Source organism: Euzebya sp. (assembly GCF_964222135.1).
Taxonomy (GTDB): domain Bacteria; phylum Actinomycetota; class Nitriliruptoria; order Euzebyales; family Euzebyaceae; genus Euzebya.
Map to the genome: position 1 here is coordinate 81,398 of NZ_CAXQBR010000051.1, position 15,053 is coordinate 96,450.

Annotated in this window: 12 protein-coding genes and 1 pseudogene; 8 read left to right on the forward strand and 5 right to left on the reverse strand. The window is 74.2% G+C overall.

Annotation, left to right across the window (positions count from 1 at the left end; all coding sequences use genetic code 11):
* Window positions 1-5: 5 nt before the first annotated feature.
* The 3 genes from ACEQ2X_RS12020 to ACEQ2X_RS12030 form a co-directional block, all read right to left on the reverse strand.
* Complete coding sequence (locus ACEQ2X_RS12020; RefSeq protein ID WP_370326064.1) at window positions 6-389, reverse strand: iron chaperone; 384 nt, start codon at window positions 387-389, stop codon at window positions 6-8.
* A gap of 301 nt (window positions 390-690) precedes the next feature.
* Window positions 691-1,377: a hypothetical protein gene (locus tag ACEQ2X_RS12025; protein WP_370326049.1), complete on the reverse strand. Its 687-nt coding sequence runs from the start codon at window positions 1,375-1,377 to the stop codon at window positions 691-693.
* 22 nt (window positions 1,378-1,399) lie between these two features.
* A complete protein-coding gene (locus tag ACEQ2X_RS12030) occupies window positions 1,400-1,906 on the reverse strand; it encodes a DinB family protein (RefSeq protein WP_370326050.1) in 507 nt (168 codons plus the stop codon).
* A 110-nt stretch (window positions 1,907-2,016) separates the two neighbouring features.
* Between ACEQ2X_RS12030 and ACEQ2X_RS12035 the strand changes: the two genes are divergently transcribed.
* Window positions 2,017-2,874 carry an alpha/beta hydrolase gene (locus ACEQ2X_RS12035; protein WP_370326051.1) on the forward strand — a complete coding sequence of 286 codons (858 nt, stop codon included), beginning with the start codon at window positions 2,017-2,019 and terminating at the stop codon, window positions 2,872-2,874.
* Between the two features lie 12 nt (window positions 2,875-2,886).
* Here ACEQ2X_RS12035 and ACEQ2X_RS12040 read toward each other — a convergent pair whose 3' ends face one another.
* Both ACEQ2X_RS12040 and ACEQ2X_RS12045 read right to left on the reverse strand, forming a co-directional pair.
* Entirely contained in the window at window positions 2,887-3,909 is a 1,023-nt protein-coding gene (locus ACEQ2X_RS12040) for an aldo/keto reductase (protein ID WP_370326052.1), read from the reverse strand.
* A 42-nt stretch (window positions 3,910-3,951) separates the two neighbouring features.
* Window positions 3,952-6,192, reverse strand: coding sequence for a protein kinase (locus ACEQ2X_RS12045; RefSeq protein ID WP_370326053.1), 2,241 nt, complete (start codon window positions 6,190-6,192; stop codon window positions 3,952-3,954).
* Window positions 6,193-6,383: 191 nt separating this feature from the next.
* On the opposite strand from ACEQ2X_RS12045, the gene ACEQ2X_RS12050 reads away from it, so the two are divergent.
* The 7 genes and pseudogenes from ACEQ2X_RS12050 (at window position 6,384) to ACEQ2X_RS12080 (ending at window position 15,020) form a co-directional block, all read left to right on the forward strand.
* The gene (locus tag ACEQ2X_RS12050; RefSeq protein WP_370326054.1) at window positions 6,384-7,475 is read left to right on the forward strand and encodes a hypothetical protein; all 1,092 of its coding nucleotides are present in this window, start codon (window positions 6,384-6,386) and stop codon (window positions 7,473-7,475) included.
* Between the two features lie 103 nt (window positions 7,476-7,578).
* Window positions 7,579-8,763: an ROK family transcriptional regulator gene (locus ACEQ2X_RS12055; RefSeq protein WP_370326055.1), complete on the forward strand. Its 1,185-nt coding sequence runs from the start codon at window positions 7,579-7,581 to the stop codon at window positions 8,761-8,763.
* 86 nt (window positions 8,764-8,849) lie between these two features.
* Window positions 8,850-10,004 carry a Gfo/Idh/MocA family protein gene (locus ACEQ2X_RS12060; protein ID WP_370326056.1) on the forward strand — a complete coding sequence of 385 codons (1,155 nt, stop codon included), beginning with the start codon at window positions 8,850-8,852 and terminating at the stop codon, window positions 10,002-10,004.
* On the forward strand, window positions 10,001-11,539 hold the full coding sequence (locus ACEQ2X_RS12065) for a sugar ABC transporter ATP-binding protein (protein WP_370326057.1): 1,539 nt from the start codon (window positions 10,001-10,003) through the stop codon (window positions 11,537-11,539). Before ACEQ2X_RS12060 ends, ACEQ2X_RS12065 begins: the two co-directional genes overlap by 4 nt.
* The gene (locus ACEQ2X_RS12070; protein WP_370326058.1) at window positions 11,536-12,603 is read left to right on the forward strand and encodes an ABC transporter permease; all 1,068 of its coding nucleotides are present in this window, start codon (window positions 11,536-11,538) and stop codon (window positions 12,601-12,603) included. Before ACEQ2X_RS12065 ends, ACEQ2X_RS12070 begins: the two co-directional genes overlap by 4 nt.
* An 11-nt stretch (window positions 12,604-12,614) precedes the next feature.
* Window positions 12,615-13,568: pseudogene (locus ACEQ2X_RS12075) on the forward strand (ABC transporter permease); the annotation flags it as partial.
* A gap of 153 nt (window positions 13,569-13,721) precedes the next feature.
* Window positions 13,722-15,020 (forward strand): substrate-binding domain-containing protein, encoded by a 1,299-nt coding sequence (locus ACEQ2X_RS12080; protein ID WP_370326065.1) that lies wholly within the window; start codon window positions 13,722-13,724, stop codon window positions 15,018-15,020.
* Window positions 15,021-15,053 lie beyond the last annotated feature (33 nt).

Below are 15,053 nucleotides of genomic sequence, written 5' to 3' on the forward strand. Positions count from 1 at the left end.
CGCCTCTAGCCGAGTGCGGTGCGGAGGAGGGCCTCGACGCGTTCCTCCACGCCGTCGTCCCACTCGGTGATCGCGTACGCGGTCGGCCACATGGCGCCGTCGTCCAGCGCGGCGTCGTCGTTGAACCCCAGCGTGGCGTACCGGGTGTCGAACTTGTCGGCACCCTGGAAGAAGCAGAGGATCTCCTTGCCCCGGGCGTAGGCCGGCATGCCGTACCACGTCCGCGGCAGCAGGTCGGGCGCGACCCGGATCACCAGGGCGTGCAGCCGCTCGGCGATGACCCGGTCCGCGTCGGGCATCTCCGCGATCGCGTCCAGGACCGCTTGCATGCCGTCCGCCTTCTTCTTCCCGCCTCGCTCGGCCCGCAGCTCCTCGGTGCGCGCCTTCATGGCGGCGCGTTCGGCGTCGGTGAACCCGTCTGCGGTCGTCTCGCCCACGTCATCCTCCGTCGCACGGCGGTCGGCACGGACCGACCGACGGTCCGCACGAGGGTAGACCGTCACCACCACACATGGAGGCCTGTCATGTTCGTTCCGGTCTGCGCAACGAACATGACACACCTCGGCGGTTGAGGGGGCAGATCCACGGAGGTCCGTCACCTTCGTTCCGGTCTGCGCAACGAACATGACACACCCCGGCAGAGAGGCGGGACCCTACGAGGGACCGTCCCGCCACCCCTCCGGCGGACCGCTACCGCGTCACGGCGTGCAGCACGGCGCCGCCCCGCTTCCCGACCGCCACGAGCACGCCGGCGTGGCGCAGGCAGTAGGCCATCTGCTGGCCCAGCCGTCGTGGCCGGCCCAGCTGCTCGGCCAGGTCCGCGGTGGTGAAGGGATCGGGCAGGTCCGCGGGGAGCAACGACGACCACCCCGCGGGACCGCCGACGACCACCCGATCCACCACCTCGACCAGCCGGCGCTCCTGCACCACCCAGCCGCCACGGCGCCAGGCCCGGCCCGGCTCGTGGCGCCGCAGCTCCTCCTCCCGGGTCAGGACGAGCTCCACGGTCAACCCCGGGTGCGCCAAGTGGGCCGTGACCCCGACCAGCTCCCCGAAGACGTCGGCGGGCACGCCGTGCTTCGGTGATCGCCGGCGCGACGTGACCACGCCGTCGTCGTCGACCTTCACGATCCACCGGTCCACCGCGATCGGGTGGACCACGCGCACCGGGTGGTCGGCGAGCAGCATCCCCAGCTTGCGCGCCATCGACGCGAACCCGCGGGTCTGGATCTCGATCAGCACCCCGTCGCGGACCAGGTCGATCACGAACCCGTCGACCGGCTCCTCGACCAAGTCGCCCTCCTCGGCGTACCAGCGCTTCAACGCCGCGTGCAGCGGCCCCTCGCGCAGGGTCCCCACGTGCGGTCGCCGGTCCACGGACCGGACCGTACCGGAGCGATCAGTAGTAGCCGGTCCGGCCGTCCAGGAGCTCCCGGATCAGGTCGAGGTGCCCGGCGTGGCGGGCGGTCTCCTCCACCATGTGGTGGAGCATCCAGCGGAGGGTGCTGCGCGCCTTCTCGAAGTCCGGGTGGCGCCCGGGCTGGTCGAGGTCGTGGGCGGCGATGATCGCGTCGGAGTCCGCGCACTGGCGGACGTACGCCTCCACGAGCTCGGCGAGGGGAACGCCCTCGACGCGCATGTCGCCGTCCTCGGCGGTGAACGGCGGGCTGTCCGCCGGCTCGCCGAGGAACATCACCCGGAACCAGAGGTGCTCGGTCCAGCGCAGGTGCGAGATGATGCCCGCGACGGTCATGAGCGGCGAGCTCGGGATGAGCGCCCGGTGCGCGTCGGCGTCGCTCAGCCCCTCGGCCTTCCACAGCGCGACGGCGCGCTGGAGGTCGAGCCACCCGGTCAGCTGCTCCCGCTCCCCGGCATCGCCGGGCGTGCGTACGCGTTCCAGCACCACGAGCGGGCATCCTGCACCGGCCCGGCGCGTCGCGCCAGACCGGCCGGTCCACCGCGGCACGTGGCGCGACCCGGCTTGTGGCCACCCGGGCGGGGTGCCAGAGTCCGGCCATGGACGAGTCGACCACCACCTTCACCAGCCGCGACGGCATCGAGATCCAGACCTGGGTCTGGACCCCAGATGGGACCCCGCGGGCCGTCGTGCAGGTCCAGCACGGCCTCGCCGAGCACGCCGCCCGCTACCGCCGGCTCGCCCAGGCGCTGACCGCCGCCGGCTACCTCGTGTACGCCCCCGATGCTCGCGGCTCGGGGCGGACCGCCCAGGGCGCCTACGGCGTGTGGGGAGAGGACGGGTGGCCGGGCTGGGTCGACGACGTCGGCCGGCTGTCCGAGCGGATCCGCGCCGACCACCCCGACCTGCCCCTCGCGATCCTCGGCCACAGCATGGGGTCCTTCGCGACCCAGCAGCACCTGCTCGAGCACTCCGCTGACGTCGACGCGGTGGTGCTGTCCGGCAGCACCGAGGTCGGCTGGCTGGTCCCGGTGCTCGACGCCGACGAGCCGGCGGACCTCAGCGCCTTCAACGAGCCGTTCGAGCACCGCACCGGCTTCGAGTGGCTCAGCCGCGACGCCGACGAGGTCGACGCCTACGTCGCCGACCCGGCATGCGGGTGGGCGGCCCCGCCGCTGCCCGGCATCGCGAGCCTGGCCGCCGCCGCCGACCCCGACCGCATCGCGGCGGTCCGCGACGACCTGCCCCTGCTCATCGTCTCCGGCGATGCCGACCCCCTCGCCCAGGGCGGCGCGGCGGTGGAGGCGCTGGCGCAGCGCTACCGCGACGCGGGGCTCACCGACGTCGAGGTGCACCTCTACCCCGGTGCGCGACACGAGGTCCTGAACGAGACCAACCGCGACGAGGTCACCCGGGACATCCTCACCTTCCTCGACCGGACCGTCGGGGCGGGCTGATCCGGACGCAGCTCAGCCGGCCCGCCCCCGCACGCGGCGGCCGGCCTCGCCGTAGACGTAGGAGGCGGTCTCGGCCAAGAAGTCGAGGGGGAAGCCGAGCTCGATCGGGGCGGCCTCCTCCAACCGGGCGAGCGCCCCCTCGTCCAGCACCACCTCCAGGGCCGCCAGGTTGTCCTGCAGCTGCGCCAGCCGGCGGGCACCGAGGATCGGGATGATCCGCGGCGACCGGGACCGCACCCACGCCAGGGCGACCTGTGCGGCGGACACGCCGAGCCCGTCGGCCACGTCCTGCACCGCCCGGGCGACCGAGCGATCCCGCTCCGACAGCCCCGACGGATCGACACGGGTCGAGCCCTCCGGCCCCTCCGGCCGGGTGAACTTCCCCGACAGCACCCCGCCGGCGAGCGCCCCCCACGTCGCCACGCCCAGCCCCAGCCCCTCGGCCATGCCGAGCAGCTCCCGCTCCACGTCGCGCTGGATCAGGCTGTAGGGGACCTGGATGGCGGCGAGCGGTGTCCAGCCCCGCCACTCCGCGAGGGTCTGCGCCCGCGCGACGACCCACGCCGGGGTGTCGGAGAGGCCGATGTAGCGGACCTTGCCCGCACGGACGGCGTCGTCGAGGGCCCGCATCGTCTCCTCGACCGGCGTGTGCGGATCCCAGATGTGGACCCAGTAGAGGTCGACGTGGTCGGTGCGGAGGCGGCGGAGGCTCTCCTCCAGGGACCGGATCAGGTTCATCCGGTGGTTCCCGGCCGCGTTCGGGTCCGCGCCATCGGTCGACAGCGTGTACTTCGTCGACAGCACGACCCGGTCGCGCCGGCCCTCGAGCAGCTCCCCGACGATCCGCTCGCTCGCGCCGTCGGTGTAGTTGATCGCGGTGTCGACCACGTTGCCGCCGGCCTCGAGGTAGGCGTCGAGCATCGCCCGGCACTCCTCGGGCGGTGCGCCCCACCCCCACCCCTCGCCGAACGTCATGGTGCCGAGGAACGCCTCGGACACGCGCAGGCCCGTCGGGCCGAGCAACCGGTACTCCACGCGCACACGACACCGCGATGCCGGCCGCGGGTCAAGGGGCGATCAGCGCAGCGCCAGCACCTCGGCGTCCGCGGTCGGCGCGGCGTGGGTCGCCTCGAGCGCCCCGCCCATCGTGAAGATCGAGTCCGCCGAGGCGCTGGCGGCCAGGCCGTGCCGGGCGATCGGCAGCGACGGCCAGGCCGTCCAGGTCCCGGCAGCCACGTCGTAGGCCTCCACCTCGGCGAAGACGCCGAGCGGCTGCTCGCCGCCGATCGCGACGAGCGTCCCCTCCACCATCGCGGCGGCGAGACCGCCGCGCGCGGTCGGCATGTCGGGGAGGGGCTCCCAGGTGTCGGTGGCCGGGTCGTAGCGCTCGAGGGTGGCCAGGTTCGCGTCCGAGGACAGCTCCCGACCGCCGACGGCGTACACGTGCTGGTCGTCGGCGACGAGGGCCAGGTGCTCCCGGGGGGTCGGGAGCGGTGCCACCTCGCGCCAGGACTCGCCGTCGAACACCTCGGTCGTGGCGATCAGCTCGCCGGCCGAGTCCTGGCCGCCGGTGACGACCAGCAGGTCCCCGACCGTGGCGGCGGCGCCGGCGGCGCGGGGCTGCAGCAGCGGGGGCAGCTCGACCCACTCGTCACCGCGCAGGGCGAACACCTGGTCGCTCGTGATCGCCGACAACAGGCTGCCCTCGGGCGCCCAGCCGCCGAGCACGACCACCTCGCCGCCGAACACCGCACTCATCTGGTGGTGGAGGGGGAGGGGCAGGTCCGGACCGGTCCGCCAGCTGTTCGTGGCCGGCTCGTACCCCTCCACCGACGTGGTGACCCCGTCCTCGGTCAGCCCGCCGGTGATCCAGATCGTCCCCTGGAGGGTCACCGCGGGGATCTGCTGGCGCGCGACCCGCATGGATCGGACGGCCTGCCACTCCGACGGCGCCGGCATGCCCGTCGCGCCGTCGGACCCCTCGCCGGCCGCGTCCGCCCCCTCGACCTCTGGGGTGTCGGTGGCCGGGGTGGCTGCGGCCGTGTCCGCGGGGGTTCCCCCCGCCGGCCCGTCCTCCGCCCGCCCGTCCTCCGCCGCCGGGTCACCTGCCCCCTCGTCCTGTGCGGGCCCGGCCGCGCCGGCCGCCAGCTCGGTGCCGTCGCCGTCGTCCCCGTCCGACCCGAGGACCACGACCGCGCCCACCGCCACGACCAGCAGCACCCCGACCAGCGCCAGCAGCGCGGGGGCGCGGCGTGACCGCCGGGTCGTCGCACCTGGCGGCGGTCCACCCTGGCCGGTGACCGGCCCGATCTCGGCTGGGCCAGCCGGGGCGACGGCCGGCGTCCCCCCGTCCGCAGCCCGGTCGCTCGCCGCGACCGGCGGCGCGACGCCGTCGGTGTCGAACACGGGCAACCCGCCCGGGCGGGCGTAGGTGACCGTGGCGTCTGCCGTCGGCTCGGCACCCGGCGCCTGGGGGAGGACCATCGGGGTCTCCGCCAGGCCGAGCGCGCGCTGGGCGGCCCGCGGCGCGGCGCCGACCGCCGCCGCGGTCGGGTACCGGGCGCGCGGCGACTTCGCCATCGCGGTCTCGAGCGCGGTCGCGAACACCCCGGGCACGCCGCGCGGCCGCAGGTCGGGGACCGGGTCGCGGGCGACGCGGAGCACCATGGCCAGGATCGACTCGTCCTCGTCCGCGGCGAACGGGGCGCCGCCCGCGACGAGGGTGAACAGCGTGGCCCCCAGCCCGTACACGTCGGCGGCCACCTCGGGTCGCTTCCCGTCGAGCACCTCCGGCGCCGCGTAGGCGACCGAGGCGGTGATCATGCCGGTCTTGGTCTGCTCGCCGTCGTCGAGGCTGGCGATCCCGAAGTCGGCCAGGCGCGGCTCGCCGAAGTCGCTGAGCAGGATGTTGGCGGGCTTCAGGTCGCGGTGCAGGATCCCCGAGCGGTGCGCGGTCTCGAGCGCTCCGGCCATCTTCACGCCGAGGTCCAGGACCTCCTGCCACGGCATCGCCCCCTGCCGGTCGAGGCGGTCGGCCAGGGACCCGCCGCGCATCAGCTCCATCGCGAGGTACGGCATCCCCTCCGCGGTGAACCCCGACGCGAACACCGGCGTGATGTGGGGGTGGTTGGAGACCTTGCCGAGCGCCTGGCGCTCGCGGTCGAAGCGGCGGAGGGTGCGCTCGTCGCTGAGGGTCAGGACCTTGATCGCGACGGTCCGGTCGAAGGCCGGCTGGCGGGCGGTGTACACGATGCCGAACCCGCCGCGGCCGATCTCGACGAGATCGACGAACTCCTCGGTCCCGAGATCAGTCGCCATGGTCCACCGCTGCTCCTCCGACCCACCACCGGATGCGGCGGCCGGAGGCGGAGTATCGCACCTCCCCCCCAGCGCACCGCTGACGTGTGGGTGACGTCGCCGGGCCGGCGGGTGGGGTCGGTGGGGGGCTCGCGTACGCTGACGCGTCCGGCGCCGACCGACGGCGCCCGACTCGGACGAAGGGGGTCGGCGTGGGCCGACGTGCGGTGGTGGCGGTCATGGCGCTGGTGCTGGCGGTGCTCGCCGCGGCCTGCGGCGGGACCGACCCGGTCGACGACGGGACGGAGGCGGCGACGCCCACCGCGACGACCGACCCGTCGACGGGGGAGGCGACGGACGCGACCGACCGGCCGTCCTTCGCCGAGCGGCTGGCGCTGCTGCCACCCGTGGGGGAGGACCAGGCCCAGGTCGTCCTCGGCGACCTCGACCGCGCCGCGGCGCTCGCCGGCGTCACCGCGCCGAGCGACCCGGCCGACGAGGCCGCGATCCCCTACCTGCTCGCGATCTCCGGCGGCCCGACCGCCGACGGCGATCCGTCCCAGGTCGTGATCCCGCTGCCCACCACCGCCCACCCCGAGCGCGCGGCCCAGATCGCGGAGTTCGCCGCGGAGGTCGGGTGGTCGGCGATCGACCTCGACTGGTACGCCGAGGTGTCGGCCCCGCCCGCCGTCACGATGGTGGCCGGTGGCGACGTGACCCCCGACGACCTGACCGCCGCGATCGGCGAGCCGGATGACGACCTCTGGGCCGTCGGCGGCGGCGAGCCGTTCGCGCCGTCCCTCGAGGACACGACCCCCGCCAGGCCGATCGGCGAACCGCTGTGGCTGACCCTGGCCGACGGCGTCCTCGGCGTCGCGCGGTCACCCGAGTCCCTCGACGCGCTGCGCGGGGGTGGTGCCAGCGCCGCCGACGACGAGGGCCTGCTGGCCCTGGCCGAGCTCGCCGACGACCGGGAGTGCCTCGGCGCCCACATCGCCCTCGGGCCCGGTGATCCGGTGATGTGGTGCCCCCTGTCCCAGGCGGAGCCCGCGCGCACCGCGCTCCTCGCGGCGCGGCTGGCCGACGAGGCTTCGGCCGCGGCCGAGGTGGCCCGTGTGGCGGAGGTGCTGACCGGCAGCGCGTCCCAGTCCGGCCAGCCCTACGTCGAGCTGTTCAGCTCGACCGACGTCAGCCAGGACGAGCGCCTGGTCGTCCTCGAGCTCGAGATCGCCGCGGACCGCCCGGCGGACCTCCCCCTCCGCATGCTCTTCCTGCGCGATCCGGCGGTGCCGGGCGGCGGGTGACCTCCGTTCCGGGCGTCGCCCGGACACCACGTATGCTCGACGCCACACTTCTGTCGGCCAGCAGACGGAAGTGCCCGCTCCGCACGACCCGGTTCGAGGACGCATGCCAGACAACGCCGCCAACACCCCGGGGGAGGTCCTCGCGCTGATCCGGGACGGCCGCGCCCGGACCCGCTCGGAGCTGTCCCGCCTCACCGGCATGTCCCGGTCGACGATCACCCAGCGCATCGACGCGCTGCTGGCGGGGAACTTCCTGTACGAGGCCGGTGAGGCACCGTCCAGCGGCGGGCGCCCCCCGCAGACGCTCGCCTTCAACTCCGACGCCGGCGTCGTGCTGGTCGCCGACCTCGACGTCACGCACAGCCGCTTCGCCGTGGCCGACCTGTCTGGTCGGCTGCTGGCCGAGTCCGCCGGCGAGCTCGACATCGCCGAGGGGCCCGAACGGGTCATGGGGTGGGTCCTGGACCGCTTCTCCGAGCTCCTCGAGGAGGTCGGACGGCAGGACGCGGACGTCCGGGGCATCGGGGTGGGTCTGCCGGGGCCGGTGGAGTACTCCGCCGGCCGCGCCGTCAGCCCACCGATCATGCCGGGGTGGGACGGCGTCGCGGTCCCGTCGCTGCTGCGCCCAACCTTCGACGTGCCCGTGCTGGTGGACAACGACGTCAACATCATGGCCCTCGGGGAGTACTGGACCCGCTGGCGCGACCGCATCGACCACATGCTGTTCGTCAAGGTCGGCACCGGCATCGGCAGCGGCATCGTGGCGAACGGCGACATCTACCGCGGCCAGCACGGCGCCGCGGGGGACATGGGCCACGTCCAGGTGCCGACCGCCACCGAGGTGGTCTGCCGGTGCGGCAACCGGGGCTGCCTCGAGGCCATCGCCGGCGGCGGCGCGCTGGCCGAGCGGCTGCGCGGCCTGGGCGAGACCGTGGTCGACGGGCGCGACGTGGCGAAGTCCGCGCTCGCCGGCGACACGCGCGCGATCCGCATGATCCGATCGGCCGGCCGCCAGATCGGCGAGGTGCTGGCAGGCGTCGTCAACCTGCTCAACCCCGGGGCGATCATCCTGGGCGGCGACGTCGCGCTGGCCGCCAACGAGCTGGTGGCCGGCGTGCGCGAGGTCGTCTACGAGCGGTCGACCGTCCTCGCCACCCACGACCTGACCGTCGAGTGCTCGGAGCTGGGCGACCGCGCCGGCGTGGTCGGCGCCGCCGTGATGATCATCGAGTCGATCCTCCTCCCGAGCGCGGTGGACGCCGCGATCCGGGGTGACGCCGCAGGCTGAACGCGTCGATCCCGTGTCGGACTTGTTCCAGCCAGGTTGCCGACTTCTGCTTGACATGTGACGTAAGGGTGCACAAGACTCGCCACATGGACCCCGTGGCGACCGCGACCCCCTCCGCCCTCGATGCGCCCGGCGGCGACGGTCCGCGGGCGACGGGGTACCGGGCGGGGATCGTCGGCGGGGGGTTCATGGGCCGCGTCCACGCCCGGTCGATCGTGGTCGCCGGCGGGGTCGTCGCCGCCGTCGCGGCCCGCTCGCCGGAGTCCGCCCGGCGCGCCGCGGCCGAGCTCGGCGCCGGCCGCGCGGTGGGCGGGGTCGAGGAGCTCGTGGACCTCGATGACGTCGACGTCGTCCACGTCTGCACCCCGAACCACCTGCACCACCCGGTCGCCATGGCCGCGCTCGACGCCGGCAAGCACGTCGTGTGCGAGAAGCCCCTGGCCACGTCGAGCGACCAGGCCGCCGAGATGCTGGCCGCCCTCGAGCGGCACGGCCGCGTCGGCACCGTCCCGTTCGTCTACCGCTTCCACCCGATGGCCCGCGAGGCCCGCGAACGGATCCGCGGCGGGGGCATCGGCCGGGTCCTCCTTGCCCACGGCTCGTACCTGCAGGACTGGCTCACCCAGCCCGAGGACGACGACTGGCGCGTCGACGCCGACCTCGGCGGTCCCAGCCGCGCGTTCGCCGACATCGGGTCCCACTGGTGCGACATGCTCGAGTTCCTGACCGGCGACCGCCTCGCCGCCGTCAGCGCGCAGATGGCGACCGTGCAGCCCCAGCGGGGTGGCCGGGCCCGGCCCGTCGCGACCGAGGACGTCGTCACCCGGCAGGTCCGCACGACCGGCGGCCTCCCCGGCACGGCTGTGATCAGCCAGGTCTCCCCCGGCCGCAAGAACCGGCTGCTGCTCGAGGTCTCCGGCACCGAGGGGACGCTGACGTTCGACCAGGAGCAGCCGGAGCAGCTGTGGCACGGCCGCCGGTCCGCCTCGGAGGTCCTCGTGCGCGACCCGGAGTCCCTGTCCGCCGCGGCGGCGCGGTACAGCCGCCTGCCCGGCGGGCACGCCCAGGGCTACCAGGACTGCTTCGACGCCTTCGTCCGCGACACCGCCCTCGCCGTCGCCGGCGAGGTCCCCGACGGCCTGCCCACCTTCGCCGACGGCCTCCGCTCGGTCCGGGTGGTTGACGCGGTCGTGGCCTCGGCCGCCGACGACGGCTCCTGGGTGGCGGTGGACGGGCCGTGAGCGCCGGCACCCCGAGCGCAGGCACCCCGGCGGTGGCCGGCGCGCCCCTCGTCCGCATGACCGGCATCGTCAAGTCGTTCTTCGGCGTCGACGTCCTGCACGGCGTCGACATGGACGTGCGGGCTGGGGAGGTCCACGCGCTGGTGGGCGAGAACGGCGCCGGCAAGTCGACCCTCATGAAGGTCCTGGCCGGGGTCCACCAGCCCGACGCGGGGACCGTCGAGCTCGACGGGCGCCCCGTCCGCTTCCACCACCCGCTGGAGGCCCAGCAGGCCGGCGTCACGACGGTCTACCAGGAGTTCAACCTCCTGCCGGAGCGGACCGTCGCCGAGAACGTCTTCCTCGGCCGCGAGCCCCGCCGTCGCCTCGGCCTGGTCGACACCGCGCGGATGCGCCGCGACACCGCCGCGCTGCTGACCGACCTCGGGATCGATGGCGGCGTGCTCGCACCCCACCGCCGGGTGGCCTCGCTGTCGGTGGCCCAGCAGCAGGTGGTCGAGATCGTGAAGGCGATGTCCTTCGACGCCCGCATCATCTGCATGGACGAGCCGACCGCGGCGCTGGCCGGCGCCGAGGTCGAGCTGCTGTACCGGCTGGTGCGCACGCTGCAGGAGCGCGGCGTCGCGATCCTCTACGTGTCCCACCGGCTCGTCGAGATCTTCGACCTCTCCGACCGGATCACCGTCCTGAAGGACGGCCACCTGGTCCACACCGTCGACACCGCCGACACGACCCCCGAGGGGATCGTCCGCGACATGGTCGGCCGCTCCTTCAGCGCCTTCTTCCCCGAGCGCGGCGACACTGGCCCGGCCGACGAGGTGGTCCTCTCCCTCCGCGGTGCCGGGAACCACGACGTCGACGGGATCGACCTCGACGTGCACGCCGGCGAGGTGGTCGGCGTCGCCGGCCTCCAGGGCAGCGGCCGGACCGAGCTGGCGCACGCCATCTTCGGCATGCGCCCCCTCCTCCGCGGCACCATGCGCGTCCGGGACCGCGAGGTGCGGCCGACGTCGCCGCGGGAGGCCGTCGCGGCCGGCATCGCCCTGGTCACCGAGGACCGGAAGGCGGAGGGGCTGGCGCTCGAGCAGGGCGTCACGGCGAACGCCCGCCTGGTCCTCGACGCGGTCACACCTCGCCGGGCGGACGAGCGGGCGGCGGCCATCCCGGGGGTCCTCGACAGCCTCAACTTCACGGCCAGCAGCGCCGACCGGGAGGTCCGGTACCTCTCCGGCGGCAACCAGCAGAAGGTCGTCCTCACCAAGTGGCTCGTCACCGAGCCGTCCGTCCTGGTCCTCGACGAGCCCACGCGCGGCATCGACGTCGGCGCCAAGCGGGCCGTGTACGACCTGGTCCGTGAGCGCTGCGCGGGGGGCGACGGGGTCCTGCTGATCTCCTCCGAGCTCCCCGAGCTGCTCGGGATGGCCGACCGGATCGTCGTGATGCGCGACGGCCGGCTGGTCGGCGAGGTCGGCCGCGACGCGACCGAGGAGGACGTGCTCGCGCTGGCCGCCGGCACCGGGGAGGCGGCGGCGTGAGCGGCACCGCGACCCGGCCGGCGCTCGCCTCCCGCCTGCGCACGTCGCCGACCGCGATCATCTGGCTCGCGTTCGTCGCGGTCGTGCTCGTCAGCACCGCCCTCGTCGCCGCCGACGGTCGGAACCTCCTCGGCCAGGCCAACGTGGTCAACCTGCTCAGCCGCACTAGCGTGCTCGGGTTCATCGCCATCGGCCAGACGCTGGTGATCCTGTGCCGCTCCCTCGACCTGTCGGTCGGCTACACCGCGGCGCTGGCGAGCATCGTCGGCGCGACGACGATGGCCGGCGACCCGGGGCGCATCGTCCCGGGCATCGCGGCCGCCCTGGCCGTGTCCGCCGCCATCGGGCTGTTCAACGGCCTGGTCATCGCGAAGCTGGACGTCAACCCGTTCATCACGACGCTCGGCACGGGCCTCATCATCAAGGGCTACCTCGACACCCGGTACGCCGGGCCGGTCGGCGACGTCCCCGCGGCCTTCCAGGACTTCGGGTACACGCGCATCTCCTACGTGCCCCTGGCCACGTTCGTGATGCTCGGCGTCGCGGCCGCCGCGGTCCTGCTGCTCCGCCGCACGCGGGTCGGCCACGCCATGTACGCGATCGGCGGCAACGACGAGGCCGCCCGCCTGTCGGGCATCCGCACCGACCGGACGATGGTCGCCGCCCACGTGCTGTGCTCGGCCACGGTGGGCATCGCCGGGCTCCTGCTCGCCGCCCGGTTCTCCACCGGCGTCGGCGCCCAGATCTACTCCGCCGGCTACGACCTCGACTCGATCGCGGCGGTGGTCCTCGGCGGCACGCTGCTGATGGGCGGCAGGGGAGGCGTGGCGGGCACGGTCGCCGGCGTCCTGATCCTGGCCACGCTCGACACGGTCTTCAACCTGCTCGAGGTCGACCCGTTCTTCCGCGACGTGCTCCGAGGCGTGATCATCATCACCGCCGTGGCGCTGTACGCCAGGCGCGAGCTCGACCTGAGCGCCGCCCGCCACCGCTTCACGCGGGCAGGCCGCCCCGTCCGCGGCGCGCACGCCACCGCGACGTCCTCGTCGGAGGGGGCCGCGTGAGCGCGTCCGGGCTGCGCGAGCGGGGTGGTGCCGCCGGCCTGCTGAGCCGGTTGACCACCGGGACCGCGACCGTCTTCGCGCTGCTGGTCGTCCTGCTCGTCGTCATCACGATCCTGAACCCCGGGTTCGCCCGACCGCCGTCGCTGATGGCGTTCCTGCGGGCAGCCGCACCCCTGGTCGTCCTGGCGGTCGGGCAGTACCTGGTCATCGTCGCCGGCGAGCTCGACCTGTCCGTCGGCGCGCTGGTCGGGGCCCAGGTCGTGTTCGCCGCGCGCATGATCGACGGGGTGGAGGGCCGGACCTGGTCGGTGATCGCGGCGATGCTCGCCATCGGCCTGCTCGTCGGACTGGTCAACGGCCTGATCACGACCCTGCTGCGCGTGCCGTCGTTCATCACCACCCTCGGCACCCTGCTCGTGCTGTTCGGCGCGGTGCGCCTGTGGACCGGGGGCGCGCCCACCGGTGCGCTCAGCGAGAGCTTCCGGCAGTGGGGGCGACAGGGCATCGACATGCCGGTCCTCCGCCAGCTGCCCTACGCCCTGCTGATCGCGCTCGTGATCGCCGTGCTCGCGACGCTGCTGATGCGCGCGCCGTACGGCCGGACGCTGGTCGCGACCGGCGACAACGACGTCGCTGCCGCGTTCGCCGGCGTGCGGGTCTGGCGGGTCCGCACCGTCGCGTTCGTGCTGTCGTCCCTGCTGGCCACCGTCGCGGCGATCCTGATCGGCGGGTTCGCCGGCGTGACCGCGCAGGTCGGCCAGGGCCTCGAGTTCACCGCGATCACGGCCGTCGTGCTCGGCGGCGTGGTCCTCGGCGGCGGCCGCGGGACCGTCATGGGCGCCATCGCCGGTGCCCTCGCCTACCAGGCGATCGAGCGCCTCTTCACCCAGCTCGCGCTGCCCTCCACGGCCCGCCCAGCCCTCCAGGGCGTGATCATCATCGCCGCTGTCGCCTGGGCCGCGCGCGACACCTCCCGCTCCGGTCGCAGTCCGGTCACCGGCCACACCCGGCACCGACGCCCAGCCGCACACCGACTCCGGCGGCGATGCCGGCGCCGGCGGCGCGACCGCGGACCCACCAGACCCACGACCGACCGAACGACCGATGAGGGAGCCACGATGAAGCCGACACCGAAGCTGCTGCTCGCCTGCCTGATCGCCATGGCCATGGCGATCGCGGGCTGCACGACCGACGAGCCCGCCGAGGAGTCGGGAGACGCCGGCGAGGACGCCGCCGCGACCGAGGCCGCCGACGAGGAGCCGGCGGACGAGGAGCCGGCGGACGAGGAGCCCGCCGCCACCGAGGGCGGGGAGGAGGCCGCCGAGGGCGGCGCCGAGGAGGGCGAGTTCTTCGTCCGCGAGGACTACGAGCGCCAGCTGGCCCAGCGCGACGTCGAGCCCGAGGGCGACCCCGCCGAGCCGTGGCTGCAGGCCATCGACCCGGAGATGGTGGACACCTCCGAGTACGCCGTCGAGGAGGACGGGCAGACCCTCTGCTTCTCGAACGCGTCGATCTCGAACCCCTGGCGCGTGACCGGCTGGATCACGATGCAGCAGCAGGTCGAGGTCTTCCAGGAGTCAGGTGAGATCGGCGAGTTCCGCGTCGCGGACGCCGCCGACGACGACAACCAGCAGATCTCCGACATCCAGTCCTTCATCGACTCCGGTGACTGCGGCGCGATCATCATCTCGCCGTCCACCACCGCCACCCTCACCCCGATCGTCGAGGAGGCCTGCGCCAGCGGCGTCCCGGTCATCGTCTTCGACCGCGGCGTCAACACCGACTGCATGGTCACCTTCATCCACCCCATCGGCGGCTACGCGTACGGCGCCGACGGCGCGGAGTTCCTGGTCGAGAACCTGGAGGAGGGCGACACCGTCCTCGCGCTCCGCATCCTCCCGGGCGTCGACGTCCTCGAGAACCGCTGGGCCGCGGCGCAGGAGATCTTCGCCGACTCCGGCCTCGAGGTCCTCGGCGACGAGTTCACCGGCGGTGACGCCGCCCAGATCAAGGACATCGTCACCCAGTACCTGCAGCGCGGCGACGTCGACGGCATCTGGATGGACGCCGGCGACGGGTCCGTGGCGGCCCTCGAGGCCTTCGAGGACGCCGGCGTCGACTACCCCGTGATGGTCGGGGAGGACGAGATGAGCTTCCTGCGCAAGTGGGAGGAGACGGGCATCACCGCGATCGCCCCGGTCTACTCGAACTTCCAGTGGCGCACGCCGGTCATCGCCGCGGTCCGGATCTGGGACGGCGAGGAGGTCCCGAGCGAATGGGTCCTGCCCCAGGAGCCGATCACCGAGGACCAGCTGGGGGAGTTCCTCGAGGCGAACGCCGACATGCCGAGCCTGCACTACGCGAAGTTCGGCGGCGAGGACCTGCCCGGGTTCCCCGAGGCCTGGACCGACCGCTAGGCGACCACGACCTGTCGCGGGGGGGGGGGGGGG

Excerpts from the sequence above, each read along its gene's own strand:
- ACEQ2X_RS12080 (WP_370326065.1), top strand. The coding sequence starts at position 13,722 with ATGAAGCCGACACCGAAGCTGCTGCTCGCCTGCCTGATCGCCATGGCC.
- ACEQ2X_RS12060 (WP_370326056.1), top strand. The coding sequence starts at position 8,850 with ATGGACCCCGTGGCGACCGCGACCCCCTCCGCCCTCGATGCGCCCGGC.
- ACEQ2X_RS12035 (WP_370326051.1), top strand. The coding sequence starts at position 2,017 with ATGGACGAGTCGACCACCACCTTCACCAGCCGCGACGGCATCGAGATC.
- ACEQ2X_RS12020 (WP_370326064.1), bottom strand. The coding sequence starts at position 389 with ATGAAGGCGCGCACCGAGGAGCTGCGGGCCGAGCGAGGCGGGAAGAAG.
- ACEQ2X_RS12055 (WP_370326055.1), top strand. The coding sequence starts at position 7,579 with ATGCCAGACAACGCCGCCAACACCCCGGGGGAGGTCCTCGCGCTGATC.
- ACEQ2X_RS12045 (WP_370326053.1), bottom strand. The coding sequence starts at position 6,192 with ATGGCGACTGATCTCGGGACCGAGGAGTTCGTCGATCTCGTCGAGATC.